Consider the following 16,087-nt stretch of genomic DNA (forward strand, 5'->3'; position numbering starts at 1 on the left):
CGCGTAAATTCATACGTTTGTCACGAAGCGGTTCTATCCGCTGCGGTTTGTCGATCATCGGATGCGGTCAGGAGAAAGCCCATGTGGCTCAGCAATTTCACCCTCGTTCTCCCGGGCGAGGTGGTGAGCAAAGGTTCCGTGCGTGTTGAGGACGGCGCCATCGCCGAGATCCGGCCGGAGCCGGTTGCCGGAGCTGCGATCGATGGCGGCGGCCGGCTGCTGATGCCGGGCTTCGTCGACCTGCATGGCGACATGATCGAGCGCGAGATCGCCCCACGGCCGAACGCGACGATGCCGATCGATTTCGGCATCCACGAACTCGACAAGAAGCTTGCCGCCGCCGGTGTGACCACAGCCTTTGCCGCGGTCTCTTTCGCCACGGAAAGCGTCTATGGCCACGTCCGCTCGCTTGAGACGACGTCGGCGGTGATCGAGGGCATCAACCGGCTGCGTGATGACCTCCTGATCGACCACCGCGTTCATGCCCGCTATGAAATCACCAATGTCGGCGCCGCTCCCGCACTCGAGCGGCTGCTGAATGCCGATCAGATCGACATGGTGTCGCTGACCGACCACACGCCGGGCCAGGGCCAGTACAACAACCTGCAGAGCTACATCCTCAGCATTTCCGAGCGCCGCGCCATCTCCGAGGAAATGGCCGCCGAAATCGTCGCCAAGCGCATCGCCATGCGCAACAATCCCGAGATCGAGGCGAAGCTGAAGGAAATCGTCGCGCTGTCGCTGAAGCACAAGCTGTCGCTGGCCTCGCATGACGATGACAGTGTCGAGAAGGTCGCCGAGATGCATCACCTCGGCGTCACCATCAGCGAGTTTCCGGTCACCGCTCCTGCGGCCGAGGAAGCACGCCGCCGCGGCCTCTGGACGCTGATGGGCGCGCCGAACGCCCTGCGCGGCCAGTCGATGTCAGGCAATCTCAGCGCCCTCGACGCTGCAAGGACCGGGCTGCTAAGCATCATCGCCGCAGACTATCATCCGGCCGCCTTCGTCCCCGGCATATTCAAGCTTGCCGATACGGTGGAAGGGGGCCTGCCAGCAGCCGTCGCCATGGCGACCGGCAACGCCGCCCGCTCCGCTGGCCTGATGGATCGCGGCGAGATCGCCATCGGTCAGCGCGCCGATTTGGTGGCGGTCGAACCCGGCGACATCAACCGCATCCGCGCCACCTTCCGCGCCGGCCGCTTCGTCTACAGCGACGGCACGCTGCATCCGCTGCGGGCGCTGGCGGCTTAATGCATTTTCCCAAAACTGCGGTTCGTGCCGATTGAACGACCGGGTTGATGATCGACATTTTGGACCGGGATGATACCTGACAGTTTTCATTCTGTCGTATGTGCTGCTTTAGGCCTCATCGGCCCGGGCGGTCGCGGCGGAGCGAAGCGACGAAAGCGTCCGTCCGGGCCGATGAGGCCTATGTCGCGGTTGCAGAAGCGCACGACGTGGTCACCGTTTTCGAGCTCGCTCAGGCCGACGAGTTCGCCGGCAAGGGCTTCGCTGACAAAGAGTCGGCCTCCCTTCCATTTGATCTCACCGTTGTCTCGCACGCGACGCACTTGATGATCGGCATCATACCAGGGATCGTCGAGACGCTCGGGCATCACACGCGGCTGGCAGGGTCGATAGAGATCGGCCGGTGGTCGTTGACCCAGCGCTTCATGCGGGCGCTCCTCATTGTAGTGCCGGCGAAAGGCATCGAAACGGGCCTGCTGTTGGCCGGCATTATCGGCCGGTGGCTTGGATGTCTGGGCCTTGAGAGTACGATGCATGCGCTCGTGCCTGCCGTTCTCCTGGGGCGATGCCGGCGAGATGAAGTGCGCCTCGATGCCGAGCTTGATCCACCAAGTCGATAATCGGGTCAGGCCGCCGGCCCCATGGCTGCCGAAAGGCGAACCATTGTCGCAGCGGATCGCAAACGGTAGCCCATGGGTGCGAAAGGCTCGTTCGAAGACAGGCCGCACGCCGTCGATGGTCTGTGGAGCAATTTGGACATCGATCAGAAAACGGCTATAGCTGTCGCTGATCGTCAGTGGATCGATGCGTTGTTGGTCGCGGGTGCGGAACCAGCCCTTAAAGTCCACGCTCCATTCGTCATTGGCTTGTGTTGCCTCGGTGAACGGCCGGCTTTGGTCCAGTGCCCTGCGTCGCCGCTTGGCAGTGTCCACAAGGCCTGCCCGTTTGAGGATGTCGCCGATCGTCGAGGCCGCCGGCCAAGCGGTCTGCGCAGACTGGCGCTGCAACAGCGCCAGCAGCTTGCGCGGCCCCATATGCGGAAACCGCCGGCGTAGCGCAATCACCTCATCGGCAAGGGCTGACGGCGTGCGATGCGGGCACGAAACCGTGCCATGCGACCGATCGACAAACCAATCCGGCGCTCCGCTCATCTGCCGTTTGCGCCAGGCGTAAAATGTATCCCGGCTCACACCGTAGCGTCGGCAAAGATCTCTCACACTCCAGTGCCCCAAAGCATAGGCCGACAGCATCCGAACACGTTCTTCCATGCGACAAGTCTCCACAAATGGCGTCGGAAGCCCTCCCTCCGACACACTATGACTTGTCGACCATCAACCCGGTTCATTCTGTCAGGTATCAGCCCGGGCTGTACCCGATGGTTGCCCCTCACCCTAACCCTCTCCCCGTAAACGGGGCGAGGGGACGTGCCCTGCGAGAGCGAGTGGGACCGGAGAGGGTGCGGCATATCCCCTTCGCCCCGCGAGCGGAGAGAAGGTGGCGGCAGCCGGATGAGGGGCAGCTTTCGAAATGGCAGGACTAAGACAAGTCCGAGCATAGCGACGTGCCGGGCTTTGTTAGCAGTCTGAGCCGCGTGGCATGAAAATGCCTTTTATGCGCGGTCGCCGATCAGAGAAATCAGTTGCCCCTTCGGCACGGCAAGCGAAACCTCAGCGCCCACCGCCTTGCCGCCGTCCATCGCCACACGGCCTTCGGCAAAGAGCCGCAGCGCCTGCGGATAGATCTGGTGTTCGACGGTGAGCACCCGCGCGGCCAGGCTTTCGGCCGTATCGCCGGAAAGGATCGGCACCGCCGCCTGGCCGATCGTCGGCCCTTCGTCCATGCCTTCGGTGACGAAATGCACGGTGCAGCCGGCGATGCGCATGCCGGCGTCGATGGCGCGCTGATGGGTATGCAGCCCAGGAAACAGCGGCAGCAGGGAAGGGTGGATGTTGAGCATCCGGCCTTCATGCCGCTGGATGAAGGTCGCCGACAGCAGCCGCATGTATCCGGCGAGACACAGGATGTCGGGCGAAAGCGTGTCGAGCGCAGAAAAGATCGCCGCCTCGTGCGCCTCCTTGCTGGCATATTCCTTGCGAGGAAAGACGAAGGTGGCAATGCCCTCGGCCGCTGCCTTCGCGAGCCCGCCGGCGTCCGGCTTATCGGAAATGACGCCGACGATTTCGGCCGGATAGTCGGCCGCTTTCGCCGCCGCGACCAGCGCCATCATGTTGGAGCCGCCGCCGGAGATCAGGACGACGACGCGTTTGCGCGGCGCGCTCATATGGCAAGCGTACCCTTGTAGACCGTGCCGGCAGCGCCTTCGGCGCGGCCAATCATGCGGCCGAGCGTGACGACCTTTTCGCCTTCGGCTTCAAGCGCCTGCGATACCGCGGCGGCGTTCTCTTCGGCGACGACGACGATCATGCCGATGCCGCAGTTGAAGGTGCGCAGCATTTCTTTCGCCTCGACGCCGCCAGATTTGGCGAGCCACGAGAAGACCGGCGGGACCTTGACGGCGCCAAGATCGATCTCCGCGGCCAGATATTTCGGCAGCACGCGCGGAATGTTTTCCGGGAAGCCGCCGCCGGTGATGTGGGCGAGTGCCTTCAGCGCGCCCGTCTCGCGGATCGCCTTCAGGAGCGGCTTCACATACATGCGGGTCGGTTCGAGCAGCGCTTCGCCAAGCTTCCTGCCTTCGGCGAACGGCGCCGGCGCATCCCAGCCGAGGCCGGACAGTTCGACGATCTTGCGCACCAGCGAGAAGCCGTTGGAATGGACGCCAGAGGAGGCAAGGCCGAGGATCACGTCGCCCTCGGCGATATCGCCTGAGGGCAGCAGCTTGCCGCGTTCGGCAGCACCGACGGCAAAGCCGGCGAGATCGTAATCGCCGGAGGAATACATGCCGGGCATCTCGGCCGTCTCGCCGCCGATCAGCGCGCAGCCCGCCTCGCGGCAGCCCGCCGCAATGCCGCCGACGATTGCAGCACCCTGGTCGGGGTCGAGCTTGCCGGTCGCGAAGTAATCAAGGAAGAACAGCGGCTCGGCGCCCTGGACCACGAGATCGTTGACGCACATGGCGACGAGGTCGATGCCGACGGTGTCGTGGTAATCGGCGTCGATCGCGATCTTCAGCTTGGTGCCGACGCCGTCATTGGCAGCGACGAGAACCGGGTCGGTGAAGCCCGCCGCCTTGAGATCGAAGAGCCCGCCGAAGCCGCCGATCTCGCCGTCGGCGCCCGGGCGGCGCGTCGAGCGCACCGCCGGCTTGATCTTTTCGACGAGGAGGTTGCCGGCATCGATGTCGACGCCCGCATCGCTATAGGTCAGGCCGTTTTTTCCAGACTGGCTCATGCTGGTCTCCGATGGCTATTTCCGGGCGGCGGACGCGCCGCGTCATCTGCCGGTCGCAATTGCATGACAGGGGCCTTTATGCAAGCGTCGCATGGCAAAAGCCCCCAATTTCCCACGTCTCCCCCGAGGCTTTCCGGGATTTGATGTGACAGGGTTGACCATCTTTGCGCCTGCATCCTATGTGCTTGATGGCCGCGCCGGATCGGGCGCGGCGTTTGGGCGGCGGCGAGCGATCAGCGGGGAAGCGATGCCACAGCATGTCAGCGGCAATAGTCTGAAGCGCCAGATATTCTTCTGGCTGGCCGTGCTCGTCTTCTTCATCGCCTTCCTCTATGTCTTCAGCTCGATCCTGCTGCCCTTCGTCGCCGGCATGGCGATTGCCTATTTCCTGGACCCGGTGGCGGACAGGCTGCAGCGGCTCGGCCTGAGCCGTATGATGGCGACCATCGTCATCCTCATTGCCTTTGTTGTCGTCTTCGCTTTGGCGCTGATGATCCTCATTCCCGTGCTCATTAGCCAGTTCAATGATTTCGCCGAGCGGTTGCCGGGTTATATCAGCCAATTGCAGCAGTTCGTCACCCAGACGCAGAATTCGCTGCTGCCGGACTGGGTCAAGAGCCAGGCCGGCACGATCAAGGACAATCTCTCCGGCATCCTCTCCGAAGGCATGGGCTTCCTTACAGGGCTTTTCGCGCAGCTCTGGAATTCCGGCAAAGCGATCGTCGACGTCATATCGCTGCTCGTCGTCACCCCCGTCGTCGCCTTCTATATCCTGCTCGATTGGGACCGCATGGTTGCCAAGGTCGACCAGTGGATCCCGCGCGATTATGTCGGCGATGTCCGCCAGATTGCCAAGGAAGTCGATCAGGCGATCGCCGGCTTCATTCGCGGCCAGGGTTCGCTCTGCCTCATTCTTGGCGTCTATTATGCCGCCGGCCTCTCCCTGGTCGGGCTGAATTTCGGCCTGCTGATCGGCCTCTTCGCCGGCATGATCAGCTTCATTCCCTATGTCGGCTCGCTAGTCGGCCTCATTCTCGCTGTGGGCGTGGCACTCGTGCAGTTCTGGCCGGATTATCCTTGGATCGGGCTGGTGCTCGCCGTCTTCTTCAGCGGCCAGTTCCTCGAAGGCAACATCCTGCAGCCGAAGCTCGTCGGCTCCAGCGTCGGCCTGCATCCGGTCTGGTTGATGTTTGCGCTGTTTGCCTTCGGCGCGCTCTTCGGATTCGTCGGGCTTCTGGTCGCCGTGCCGGCCGCCGCGGCCGTCGGTGTCCTTGTCCGCTTCGCGCTTTCGCGCTACCTTCAGAGCGATCTTTATTTTGGCGGGTCATCAGGCGGCCGCGCCCGGAAGACGAAATCAGTACCTAATGAATGACGTGAAGAACGCTGATCCGAAGCGCAAGGCCGGAGAGCAGCTTCCCTTGGCCTTTTCACATGATGTTGCAACCGGCCGCGACGATCTCTTGATCTCGGAGCGTCTCGCCGCCGCCGTTTCGATCGTCGATGCATGGCCGAACTGGCCGTCACCGGTCGTTGTCCTCGCCGGTCCGGTAGGATCCGGAAAATCGCACCTGGCCGGGATCTGGAAAGAACACAGCGGAGCGGAGATCATTCACCCCAAGGCCGGCTCCAATGCCGCGGTCACGGCGGCGAACGGCCCTGTCTTGTTCGAGGATGCCGATCGTCTCGGCTTCGACGACAACACGCTCTTCCACGTCATCAACAGCGTGCGCGAAAACGGCACCAGCCTCCTGATGACAAGCCGTCTCTGGCCGATGTCGTGGCCGGTCCTGCTGCCGGATCTGCGCTCTCGCCTCAAGGCCGCCACTGTCGTCGAGATCGGTGAGCCGGATGAAGCCCTGTTGTCGCAGGTGATCGTCAAGCTCTTCGCCGACCGGCAGCTTTATATAGATGACAAACTCGTGCTCTATATCGTCAACCGGATGGAGCGGTCGCTGAACGCGGCCCAGATGATCGTCGAAAGGCTCGACCGGCTGGCCCTGTCGCGGGGCACGAAAATCACCCGGTCTCTTGCTGCCGAGGTATTGAATGAATTGGGAAATTCGGAACTGGCCGATTGACTGTCACAGATCCGTCGTGAAACTGATATAATTGCCGTCGCGATTGAAAACGGGGTAAGCGGACCATGGACAGCGCAGTCGCAGAACATCAGGAACTCACTCCGGAAACCAACGACAATGTCCCCCCGCTGGAAGAACTGCTGGCGAGCCCCGAGCGCTTCATCAATCGCGAATTCTCCTGGCTGCAGTTCAACCGGCGCGTCCTGGAAGAGACGCTGAATACCGAGCATCCGCTGCTCGAGCGCGTCCGCTTCCTGTCGATTTCGGCAGCCAACCTCGACGAGTTCTTCATGGTGCGTGTCGCCGGCCTCGAGGGCCAGGTACGCCAGAACATCGCCATCCGCAGCCCCGACGGCAAGACACCGGCCGAACAGCTGGATTCGATTCTGCAGGAGATCGACCATCTGCAAATGGAGCAGCAGGCTTCGCTCGCCGTGCTGCAGCAGTATCTCGCCAAGGAAGACATTCTGATCGTGCGCCCGGGCGCCCTGAGTGATGCAGACCGCCAGTGGCTTGCCGCCGAATTCGAACAGGCGATCTTCCCGGTGCTGACGCCGCTGTCCATCGATCCGGCCCATCCGTTCCCCTTCATTCCCAATCTCGGTTTTTCGATCGGGCTGCAGCTCGTCAGCAAGAATGGCCGCGAGCCGATGACGGCGCTGCTGCGCCTGCCGGTGGCGCTCGACCGCTTCGTCCGGCTGCCCGATGATGGGAACACGATCCGCTACATCACGCTGGAAGATGTCGCCAACGTCTTCATCCACAGGCTCTACCCCGGTTACGAGGTGCAGGGTTCCGGTACGTTCCGCGTCATCCGCGACAGTGATATCGAAGTCGAGGAAGAGGCCGAGGATCTCGTGCGCTTTTTCGAAACCGCACTGAAGCGACGCCGTCGCGGCAAGGTCATCCGCATCGAGACCGATTCGGAAATGCCGGCCTCGCTGCGCCAGTTCGTCGTGCAGGCGCTCAGCATCCCTGACAATCGCGTCGCCGTTCTGCCGGGGCTCCTGGCGCTGAACACTCTGTCGGAGATCACCAAGGCGCCGCGCGACGATCTCAGGTTTCAGCCCTACAATGCGCGATTTCCCGAGCGCGTCCGCGAACATGCCGGCGACTGCTTCGCCGCCATCCGCGAGAAGGACATGGTCGTCCATCACCCCTATGAATCCTTCGATGTAGTGGTCCAGTTCCTTCTCCAGGCTGCGCGCGATCCTGACGTTCTGGCGATAAAGCAGACGCTTTACCGCACCTCGAACGACAGCCCGATCGTCCGCGCTCTGGTCGATGCCGCTGAAGCCGGCAAGTCGGTGACAGCGCTGGTGGAGCTCAAGGCCCGCTTCGACGAAGAGGCGAATATCCGCTGGGCACGCGATCTCGAACGCGCCGGCGTGCAGGTCGTTTTCGGTTTCATCGAGCTCAAGACCCACGCCAAGATGTCTATGATCGTCCGCCGCGAGGAAGGCAAGCTCAGAACCTACTGTCACTTGGGAACCGGTAACTACCACCCGATCACCGCCAAGATCTATACGGATCTCTCCTATTTCACCTGCAATTCCGTCATCGCCCACGACATGGCGAACATCTTCAACTTCATCACCGGCTACGGCGAACCTGAAGAAGGAATGCAGATCGCCGTCTCTCCCAATGCCTTGCGCCCGCGCATCCTGCGTCACATCGATGAAGAGATTCAACACGCCAGGAACGGCAGGCCGGCGGCGATCTGGATGAAGATGAACGCGCTCGTCGACCCCGACATTATCGATGCGCTCTATCGCGCCAGCCACGCGGGCGTCGAGACCGATCTCGTCGTGCGCGGCATCTGCTGCCTGCGTCCCCAAGTGCCCGGTCTCTCGGAGAAGATCCGCGTCAAGTCGATCATCGGCCGCTTCCTCGAGCATAGCCGCATCTTCTGCTTCGGCAACGGCCATGGCCTGCCTTCCGACAAGGCGCTGGTCTACATCGGCTCGGCCGACATGATGCCGAGAAATCTCGACCGCCGCGTCGAGACCATGGTTCCGCTGACAAATCCGACTGTTCATGAGCAGGTCTTGTCACAGATTATGCTCGGCAACGTGATTGACAATCAACAAAGCTACGAGATATTGCCCGACGGTACGTCGCGGCGCATGGAAGTGCGCAGGGGCGAGGAGCCGTTCAATGCGCAACAGTATTTCATGACCAATCCGAGCCTGTCAGGCCGTGGTGAAGCTCTGAAATCAAGCGCGCCGAAACTGATCGCCGGCCTGCTCGAAGGCCGCAACAACAAGTAAAACTGGACCATATGGTTGAATCTGAAGCCCAGGGGCGCCTTCCAGGGATCGCCCCGGTCTCCGTCGTCGACATCGGATCGAATTCCATTCGTCTTGTCGTCTACGAAGGCCTGTCCCGTTCGCCTACGATCCTCTTCAACGAAAAGGTCCTCTGCGGCCTCGGCAAAGGCATAGCCGTCACCGGCAAGATGGATGAAGAGGGCGTCGCTCGGGCTCTGGCGGCGCTCCACCGTTTCAAGGCCCTATCCGATCAGGCGCGGGCCGCCACCATGTATGTGCTGGCGACGGCCGCCGCCCGTGAGGCGAGCAACGGCCCCGATTTCATCCATCAAGCCGAGACGATCCTGCAGCGCCACGTCCGGGTGCTCTCGGGCGAGGAGGAGGCTCGTTTCGCCTCGCTCGGCATCATCAGCGGTTTCTTCAATCCTGACGGCATTGCCGGTGACCTCGGCGGCGGCTCTCTTGAATTGATCGACATCAAGGGCAAGGAGGTCGGCAAGGGCATTACGCTGCCCCTCGGCGGTTTGCGCCTGTCGGAATATGCCGGCGGTTCTCTTTCCAAAGCGCGTGACTTCGCCCGCAAGCAGCTGAAGACGGCAAAGCTTTTGACGAACGGCGAGGGGCGCACCTTCTACGCCGTCGGCGGCACCTGGCGAAACATCGCCAAGCTGCACATGGAGATCACCAATTATCCGCTGCATATGATGCAGGGCTATGAGGTATCGCTTGAAGCGATGATGCTGTTCCTCGAACAGGTGATGACCGCGCGCGATTCGCGCGAGCCGGCGCTGCAGGCCGTTTCCAAGCACCGCCGCTCGCTGCTGCCCTTCGGCGCCGTCGCCATGAAGGAGGTGCTGAGCGTGATGAAGCCGTCTGTGATTTCCTTCTCGGCGCAGGGCGTGCGCGAGGGATATCTTTATTCGCTGCTGTCTGAGGCCGAGCGCCGCGCCGATCCGCTGTTGGCCGCTGCGGGCGAACTGGCAATCCTGCGTGCCCGTTCGCCGGAGCACGCCCGCGAACTGGCGGAATGGACCGGCCGTATGATGCCTTTCTTCGACGTTCAGGAAACCGAAGAGGAAAGCCGCTATCGCCAGGCCGCCTGTCTGCTCGCCGATATCAGCTGGCGCGCCCATCCTGATTACCGTGGCCTGCAGGCGCTGAACGTCATTGCCCACTCGTCCTTCGTCGGCATCAGCCATCCCGGTCGCGCCTTCATCGCGCTCACCAATTATTACCGTTTCGAGGGGCTGCATGACGACGGCGCCACCGGCCCGCTGGCGCAGATCGCCACCCCGCAGTTCATCGAGCGCGCCAAGCTGCTCGGCGGCATGCTGCGCGTCGTCTACCTCTTCTCGGCCTCCATGCCCGGCGTCGTCAAGAACCTGACCTTCCGCAAATCGTCGAACCCGGACTTCGACCTCGAATTCGTGGTGCCGCCGGAATACCGCGATTTCGCCGGCGAACGCCTGGACGGTCGCCTGCAGCAGCTGTCGAGGCTGACGAACAAGAGGCTGGCGTTCCGGTTCGAGTAGGTTGATTTGCGGTGGTTGTGCCGCACGGCACGCCCGCAACAACAAAGGCGGCACTGACGCGCCGCCCTCTCAATCTCACATTAGAGCCCAAATTACTTCGCGTTCAAAAACTCACCAACCTCAAGCAGGCTGAACTCATTATTGTCGGCCTTGTCGACGGCGCGGCCGGCCGAGAAGGGCAGGTTGTTGTCGTTACCGATGATGATGTGCGTGGCGTCGACGCGGTCGACGTTTTCGATCGTGACGAACGGCATGTCGTAGACGCCGTCCTTGTTGCCGGCCTTCTTCTTGTTGTCGGGGTCCTGGATGTTCAGGAGGTCGATATAGCCGATCTTGCGGACGGCCTTGCCGACATTGGCGTCGTTGAACTCGATCTTGTAGACGCGCTTCAGCACCGCCGGAGCTTCGAAGCAATCCGGCTTGGGCTGCTTCGGGTCGGCGCAGGCCTTATCGCTGGTGCCGGCGCCGCTGTCGCGCTCGATGACGAGAGCGGTGGAGTCGTCAAGCATGTTGAAATCACCGATCGATACACCCTTGTCTTCGAACGGATAAAGCCAGCTGCGGCCGGTCCACTTCTTGGAGGCAGCGTCGAATTCGATGACGCGGATGGCCGTATGGCCGTCAGCCGTTTCCATTGTGCCGTCATCCTTGTAGATGGCGCCTTCGAGCAGGCCGTAGAGCTTGGATCCGTCCTTCGACATGGCAAGGCCTTCGAAGCCGCCGGAGCGCTTCAGGTTGAAGACCGGCATCTTGGCGGCCGGATTGCCCGGCAGCTGGATCAGCGGGTTGTCGGGCGAAAGCACCGCCTTGCCGTCGACCGTCGTCGGGATCACGTCCGTCAGGCGACCTTCGGTATCGACCTTGAGGATATAGGGACCGAACTCGTCGCCCAGCCAGAAGCCGTCGGCAACCGGCTGGATCGATTCGATGTCGAAGTCGGCACCGGTGAGGTAACGCTTTTCTGTGCCTTCGAGCACGATCGGGAACGGAGCGATCTTGTTTGGATCGGAGAGGAAGAGGTTCTTGACGACCTCAGCTTTGTTGGCAGTCCAGTCGAACTTCATCTGATGCAGGAACAGCATGGAGTCGGAAGAGTTGGCTTTGGAACCGGAGCCGTTGTCCGAGAGCGTCCAGAAGGTCCCGTCGGCCATCGTCTTGATGCCCGAGAAACCCTGGATCGGCTGGCCGTCGAACGGAAGCTTGAGGTCGGTCACGCGCGCGCCGTCCTTGCCGGGAACGCTGCCGAGTGCTTCGGTGCGCTTGCGGTCCGGCGTCGTGAACTTGCCGGAATGCTTGAGGAATTCGGGGGCGTCGGCCGGAGCAGGAACCATGGTATTGGCTGGCAGGATCGCCTGGCCGGCGAGATTGGCCGGGAACTGCTGCTGGTCGGCCGAAACGGGGCCGGCAGTCAGGATGAAAAGCGATACGGAAGCAAAAAGGACGTTCTTCATAATATCCCCATGGAACGGATGCGAATGGCTTCCGCTTAACAGGGCTTCCGTGTCAGCGAATTGACGGTTGGGTGAAGCTTTGGTGACGGGTGATAAATGGACTTGCTCAGCCGTGCAGAACGACTGCGGGCGTGTTCAGGACGGTCACCGCACGCGAGGACAGCGCCATGACGCCGAGTGCCTGGCCGCGTCCCTTGACGGCATGGATCCCGAGATCTTCGCAGGAAATGTCGTCGGGAAAAGTCATGCGCCGGGCCAGCTCCGCGGAGATCAGCACCTGCCGGTTAAGGCTGCGGCAGAGCGTCTCCAGCCGGGCGGTCGTATTCACTGTATCGCCAAAATAGCTGATTTTGTGGTGGTCGACGCCGACTTCCGCCGTAATGATCTCGCCGCCATGAAGGGCTACGCGAAGCTTCGGCACCTGGCCGTAATTTTTCCGCCAGCCGGCGGCATTGGCTTCGATATCGGCGAGGATATCGAAGATGCAGCGAACGCAGCGCGCATCCTTGACGCCGCGGGCAAGCGGCCAGGTAATGATCGCCGCATCACCGACATAGTCGTTGATCATGCCCTTGTGGCGCCGGACCGGCTCCGCGAAGGTCGCAAACAGCGAGCTCAGCAGCTGCTGTGCCCTGAGGTCGCCGTGCTTTTCCGCGAAAGCTGTCGAATCGACGAGATCGATGAAGAGGAAGACACGCTCTTCCTTGACCGGATTGCGATAGCGGCTGATGAGCATGCTGACGAATACTTCGCGGCCGAGCAATTCCCGCACGCGCAGGATGAAGATCAGTGCCGAGCAGACGGCAAGCGCATAGAGGAAGACCTCGAACGGCATGACGACGAGATCGATGAACGACGACGGCTTCAGCATGCCGAGCGACCAGAGCAGGAGGCCGGCGCAGGCGAAGCCCATGCTCATCAGGATCTCGTAGATCACCAGCTCCGTGATGATGAACACGAAGGTCGGCAGCCTCTGGATCCGTCGGTAGAGGGTGCGAAACAGCACCTTGCGCTCGAAGGCGAGAATCGGCATGCCGATAAAGAGCGCGAAGATCGCCCCGATGACCGGGGTCTGATTGGAGTAGAACATCAGATCGTAGATGACGCCGCTCGCAGCCAGCACGATCGCGATCAAGATCCAGTTCTGCGTTGGAGATATTTCCCGCATGCCGCCTCTTCGCCTGAGGTTTCCTCCAGCCATTGTTTCAGTTGGGAAAAAAGCGTCAAGCGAATTCAGCTTGGTTTCAGAGGCTGACGGTTTCAACCTTCCTTCCGGCGAAACGCAATCCGATCTGCCCCTGGATCAGCTGCAGTGCGGGCTCGCCGAAAAGATCGCGCCGCCAGCCATGCAGGGCAGCGACATCGGCGTTCTCGCCATCGGCGGCAATCTTGTCGAGATCCTCGCTGTTGGCGATCACCTTTGGCGCCACGCCATGTTTTTCGGAGATCAGCTTCAGCAGCACCTTCAAGAGTTCGACGGCGGCAGCTGCGCCCTCCGGCGCCTGTGCCTGACGAGGCACATGCGGCATCTCGGCTTTCGGTAGGGCGAGCGCCGCATTGACCGCTTCGACGACCGCCGTCCCGGCGGCCGAACGCTCCCAGCCCTTCGGAATTGTGCGCAAGCGGCCGAGCGCTTCGGCATCCTTAGGCTGCTGCTGGGCGACCTCATAGATCGCATCGTCCTTCAAGACGCGCGAACGCGGTACATTGCGGGCCCGTGCCTCGCGCTCACGCCAGGCGGCGACGTATTTCAGGACCGCCAACTCCTGCGGCTTGCGCAGGCGCATCTTCAGACGCTGCCAGGCGTCATCGGGATGCATGTCGTAAGTTTCGCGCGCTTCGAGAATGTCCATTTCCTCGCGCAGCCACGACGTGCGGCCTTCGCGGTCGAGTTCTGCGCTCAGCGACAGGTAGACGTCGCGCAAATGGGTGACGTCGGCCAGCGCATATTCCAGCTGCTTTTCGGAGAGCGGCCGGCGGCTCCAGTCGGTGAAACGCGACGACTTGTCGATATGGACGTTCTTGATGCGGCTGACCAGCTGGTCGTAGGAGACGCTGTCGCCGAAACCGCAGACCATGGCCGCGACCTGCGTGTCGAAGATCGGATGCGGAATGAGGTTGCCGCGGTTGAAGATGATTTCGATGTCCTGGCGCGCCGCGTGAAAGACCTTCAACACTTTCGTGTCCGCCATCAGCTCGAAGAAGGGGGCGAGATCAATGCCCTTCGCCAGCGGATCGACGAGAACCTCCAATGTCGGGCTTGCCATCTGGATCAGGCAAAGCTCCGGCCAAAAGGTCGTCTCACGCAGGAATTCGGTATCGATGGTGATGAAGTCGGACTTGGCCAGCTCTTTGCAGGCGGCCGCCAATTCGGCGGTGGTTTCGATCATATCATTTCATTCGCAAGGAAAAGGTCGGTTGAACCTTCCTTCTCCTTTCGCTTCGATATGTCAATACAACAGCATAAGCTTCGAGCATTGCTGAAGAAGAATCACGTCCAAACTGAGGCAAGGCGAATGCTTCAGCTCACTCTGATATAGCTGGTCATTCCGGTCTTCTGATGTTCGATGATATGGCAATGCAGCACCCAGTCGCCGGGATTGTCGGCGACGAGGGCCAATTGCACCTTCTCATCAGGCTGGACGAGGTAGGTGTCGGACACCAGTGGCATCACCTCCCGCGTCGAGGAGGAGATCACCGTGAAACTCATTCCGTGCAGGTGGATCGGATGCGCGTGCGGCGTGGTGTTCTCAAGGTTGAAGACATAGCTCCTGCCGAGCTTCAGTTCCGCCAGCGGCGCCGTCGGATCGGGCGTGTCCCCGGGCCAGGGCACCTTGTTGATCGCCCAGAAGCTGTAGCCGAGCGTGCCGCAGATGCTCTCCACGGCGGCATTTTCCGCAGTGGCGCTCAACACCAGCGGGATCTGTTCGGCAGCGGAAAGATCGGCCTTCGGGACAGGATTTCGGACAAGAGGCCCGAGATCGCCGATGTCGCGCTTCAGCGATGCTCCGACGGCACGCAGGCTGGCGATCGTCTTCGGTGCCGTGCCGCGAATGTCTTCCAGTGTCGCGACGGCGCCTTCGCCATCCGGCATGCGGACGGCGAGATCGAGCCGCTGGCCCGGCCCGATCTGCAGGAGGTCCAGGGGGAAGCGTTTCGGCACCGGATTGCCGTCGATTGCGATGACGGTCGCATCTGCGCTCGCCATCTTCAGCGAGAAGATGCGGGTCACGTCGGTGATGGCAATGCGCAGCCGCACCAACCCGCCGGCCGGCGCATCATATTGCGGCTCCTGGCGCCAGTTGGCCGTGCGCACCGTGCCGTAGGTGCCGCTCTTGGCAGCGTCGCGCGGCCGGAAGGGCGCGATGAACTGCCCGTCGCCTCCGAGACGCCAGTCGCGCAGATTGAGCAGCACTTCTGCATCGAATTCCGGATCGGCCGGATCCTCGACGACGAGCATGCCGGTCATGCCGTGTCCCATCTGCGTCAGCGTGTTGCAATGCGGATGATACCAGTAGGTACCGGCATCCGGCGGCGTGAAGGCATAATCGAAGCTATCGCCGGTATAGATATAGGGCTGCGTCACGAAGGGCACGCCATCCATGCGGTTGTCGATGCGAAGCCCGTGCCAATGGATCGTCGTCGGCTCGTCGAGCCCGTTTTTCAGCCTTGCCGCGTAGGGCCGCCCCTTGGTCATCCGCAGAACCGGCGGCATGCCGTCATGGCCCCAGCTCATGATGTCCCTGGTCGGACCCGCCTCGGTCAGCATGGCCTCGGTTTTTACAGCCATCAGCAGCTGCGGTTCCAGCGCCGCCTCGGCAAGCCCGAATTTGCCCGCAACGGCGACGCCGGCGCCATAGGCGCCCGCGACGGCGGATGCCTTCAGAAGGTTGCGGCGGGTCAGCAGAGGCATGCGGCGGCTCCAGGATCGGGATGCCGATCCTTTTAAAGTTGAGCCGCATCTTCATCAATACGGGAAACACGGCCAAACTGCCGCAGCCTGTGGGTCGCAGCCTCGCCATAAACGCATGCCAAACCCAGGGGCGGGGCGCGCCAAGCCTTGACAAATCGGAGCGTCCATGCGCTTTTCCGCCCGATTTTCTTGTCGGCGCGGGAGGGTCTTCGAACCCCTGCTGCCGTCTTCAGCCACATGCCAG

Annotated in this window: 12 protein-coding genes; 5 read left to right on the plus strand and 7 right to left on the minus strand. The window is 61.9% G+C overall.

Going from position 1 to position 16,087, the window contains the following annotated elements; all coding sequences use genetic code 11:
• Positions 1-81 precede the first annotated feature (81 nt).
• Positions 82-1,251: an alpha-D-ribose 1-methylphosphonate 5-triphosphate diphosphatase gene (locus tag NXC14_RS07790; RefSeq protein ID WP_085777684.1), complete on the plus strand. Its 1,170-nt coding sequence runs from the start codon at positions 82-84 to the stop codon at positions 1,249-1,251.
• Between the two features lie 86 nt (positions 1,252-1,337).
• Here NXC14_RS07790 and NXC14_RS07795 read toward each other — a convergent pair whose 3' ends face one another.
• The 3 genes from NXC14_RS07795 to purM form a co-directional block, all read right to left on the minus strand.
• Positions 1,338-2,516 carry an integrase core domain-containing protein gene (locus NXC14_RS07795; protein ID WP_085777685.1) on the minus strand — a complete coding sequence of 393 codons (1,179 nt, stop codon included), beginning with the start codon at positions 2,514-2,516 and terminating at the stop codon, positions 1,338-1,340.
• A gap of 341 nt (positions 2,517-2,857) precedes the next feature.
• The gene (purN, locus tag NXC14_RS07800; RefSeq protein ID WP_085777686.1) at positions 2,858-3,529 is read right to left on the minus strand and encodes a phosphoribosylglycinamide formyltransferase; all 672 of its coding nucleotides are present in this window, start codon (positions 3,527-3,529) and stop codon (positions 2,858-2,860) included.
• Positions 3,526-4,599, minus strand: a complete 1,074-nt coding sequence (purM, locus tag NXC14_RS07805; protein ID WP_085777687.1) for a phosphoribosylformylglycinamidine cyclo-ligase — start codon at positions 4,597-4,599, stop codon at positions 3,526-3,528. The genes purN and purM overlap by 4 nt, the downstream gene beginning before the upstream one ends.
• A 247-nt stretch (positions 4,600-4,846) precedes the next feature.
• Here purM and NXC14_RS07810 point away from each other — a divergent pair, with 247 nt between their 5' ends.
• The 4 genes from NXC14_RS07810 (at position 4,847) to ppx (ending at position 10,479) form a co-directional block, all read left to right on the plus strand.
• The gene (locus NXC14_RS07810) at positions 4,847-5,971 is read left to right on the plus strand and encodes an AI-2E family transporter (protein ID WP_085780030.1); all 1,125 of its coding nucleotides are present in this window, start codon (positions 4,847-4,849) and stop codon (positions 5,969-5,971) included.
• Positions 5,964-6,677: a DnaA regulatory inactivator HdaA gene (gene hdaA, locus NXC14_RS07815; RefSeq protein WP_085777688.1), complete on the plus strand. Its 714-nt coding sequence runs from the start codon at positions 5,964-5,966 to the stop codon at positions 6,675-6,677. The genes NXC14_RS07810 and hdaA overlap by 8 nt, the downstream gene beginning before the upstream one ends.
• A gap of 65 nt (positions 6,678-6,742) precedes the next feature.
• A complete protein-coding gene (locus tag NXC14_RS07820) occupies positions 6,743-8,947 on the plus strand; it encodes an RNA degradosome polyphosphate kinase (RefSeq protein ID WP_085777689.1) in 2,205 nt (734 codons plus the stop codon).
• 11 nt (positions 8,948-8,958) lie between these two features.
• The gene (gene ppx, locus NXC14_RS07825) at positions 8,959-10,479 is read left to right on the plus strand and encodes an exopolyphosphatase (RefSeq protein ID WP_085777690.1); all 1,521 of its coding nucleotides are present in this window, start codon (positions 8,959-8,961) and stop codon (positions 10,477-10,479) included.
• Positions 10,480-10,571: 92 nt separating this feature from the next.
• Here ppx and NXC14_RS07830 read toward each other — a convergent pair whose 3' ends face one another.
• The 4 genes from NXC14_RS07830 to NXC14_RS07845 all read right to left on the minus strand — a co-directional run bounded on the left by NXC14_RS07830 (position 10,572) and on the right by NXC14_RS07845 (position 15,843).
• Positions 10,572-11,930: an esterase-like activity of phytase family protein gene (locus NXC14_RS07830; protein WP_085777691.1), complete on the minus strand. Its 1,359-nt coding sequence runs from the start codon at positions 11,928-11,930 to the stop codon at positions 10,572-10,574.
• Between the two features lie 106 nt (positions 11,931-12,036).
• Positions 12,037-13,098 carry an adenylate/guanylate cyclase domain-containing protein gene (locus NXC14_RS07835; protein WP_085777692.1) on the minus strand — a complete coding sequence of 354 codons (1,062 nt, stop codon included), beginning with the start codon at positions 13,096-13,098 and terminating at the stop codon, positions 12,037-12,039.
• Between the two features lie 76 nt (positions 13,099-13,174).
• Positions 13,175-14,320 (minus strand): ribonuclease D, encoded by a 1,146-nt coding sequence (rnd, locus tag NXC14_RS07840; protein ID WP_085777693.1) that lies wholly within the window; start codon positions 14,318-14,320, stop codon positions 13,175-13,177.
• A gap of 131 nt (positions 14,321-14,451) precedes the next feature.
• Positions 14,452-15,843, minus strand: coding sequence for a multicopper oxidase family protein (locus tag NXC14_RS07845; protein ID WP_085777694.1), 1,392 nt, complete (start codon positions 15,841-15,843; stop codon positions 14,452-14,454).
• Between the last annotated feature and the right edge of the window lie 244 nt (positions 15,844-16,087).

It is taken from the genome of Rhizobium sp. NXC14 (assembly GCF_002117485.1).
Taxonomy (GTDB): Bacteria; Pseudomonadota; Alphaproteobacteria; order Rhizobiales; family Rhizobiaceae; genus Rhizobium.

What these genes read in the sequence shown, in the direction of transcription:
- NXC14_RS07790 (WP_085777684.1), top strand. Translation starts at nt 82, where the DNA reads ATGTGGCTCAGCAATTTCACCCTCGTTCTCCCGGGCGAGGTGGTGAGC.
- NXC14_RS07795 (WP_085777685.1), bottom strand. Translation starts at nt 2,516, where the DNA reads ATGGAAGAACGTGTTCGGATGCTGTCGGCCTATGCTTTGGGGCACTGG.
- purN (WP_085777686.1), bottom strand. Translation starts at nt 3,529, where the DNA reads ATGAGCGCGCCGCGCAAACGCGTCGTCGTCCTGATCTCCGGCGGCGGC.
- purM (WP_085777687.1), bottom strand. Translation starts at nt 4,599, where the DNA reads ATGAGCCAGTCTGGAAAAAACGGCCTGACCTATAGCGATGCGGGCGTC.
- NXC14_RS07810 (WP_085780030.1), top strand. Translation starts at nt 4,847, where the DNA reads ATGCCACAGCATGTCAGCGGCAATAGTCTGAAGCGCCAGATATTCTTC.
- hdaA (WP_085777688.1), top strand. Translation starts at nt 5,964, where the DNA reads ATGAATGACGTGAAGAACGCTGATCCGAAGCGCAAGGCCGGAGAGCAG.
- NXC14_RS07820 (WP_085777689.1), top strand. Translation starts at nt 6,743, where the DNA reads ATGGACAGCGCAGTCGCAGAACATCAGGAACTCACTCCGGAAACCAAC.
- ppx (WP_085777690.1), top strand. Translation starts at nt 8,959, where the DNA reads ATGGTTGAATCTGAAGCCCAGGGGCGCCTTCCAGGGATCGCCCCGGTC.
- NXC14_RS07830 (WP_085777691.1), bottom strand. Translation starts at nt 11,930, where the DNA reads ATGAAGAACGTCCTTTTTGCTTCCGTATCGCTTTTCATCCTGACTGCC.
- NXC14_RS07835 (WP_085777692.1), bottom strand. Translation starts at nt 13,098, where the DNA reads ATGCGGGAAATATCTCCAACGCAGAACTGGATCTTGATCGCGATCGTG.
- rnd (WP_085777693.1), bottom strand. Translation starts at nt 14,320, where the DNA reads ATGATCGAAACCACCGCCGAATTGGCGGCCGCCTGCAAAGAGCTGGCC.
- NXC14_RS07845 (WP_085777694.1), bottom strand. Translation starts at nt 15,843, where the DNA reads ATGCCTCTGCTGACCCGCCGCAACCTTCTGAAGGCATCCGCCGTCGCG.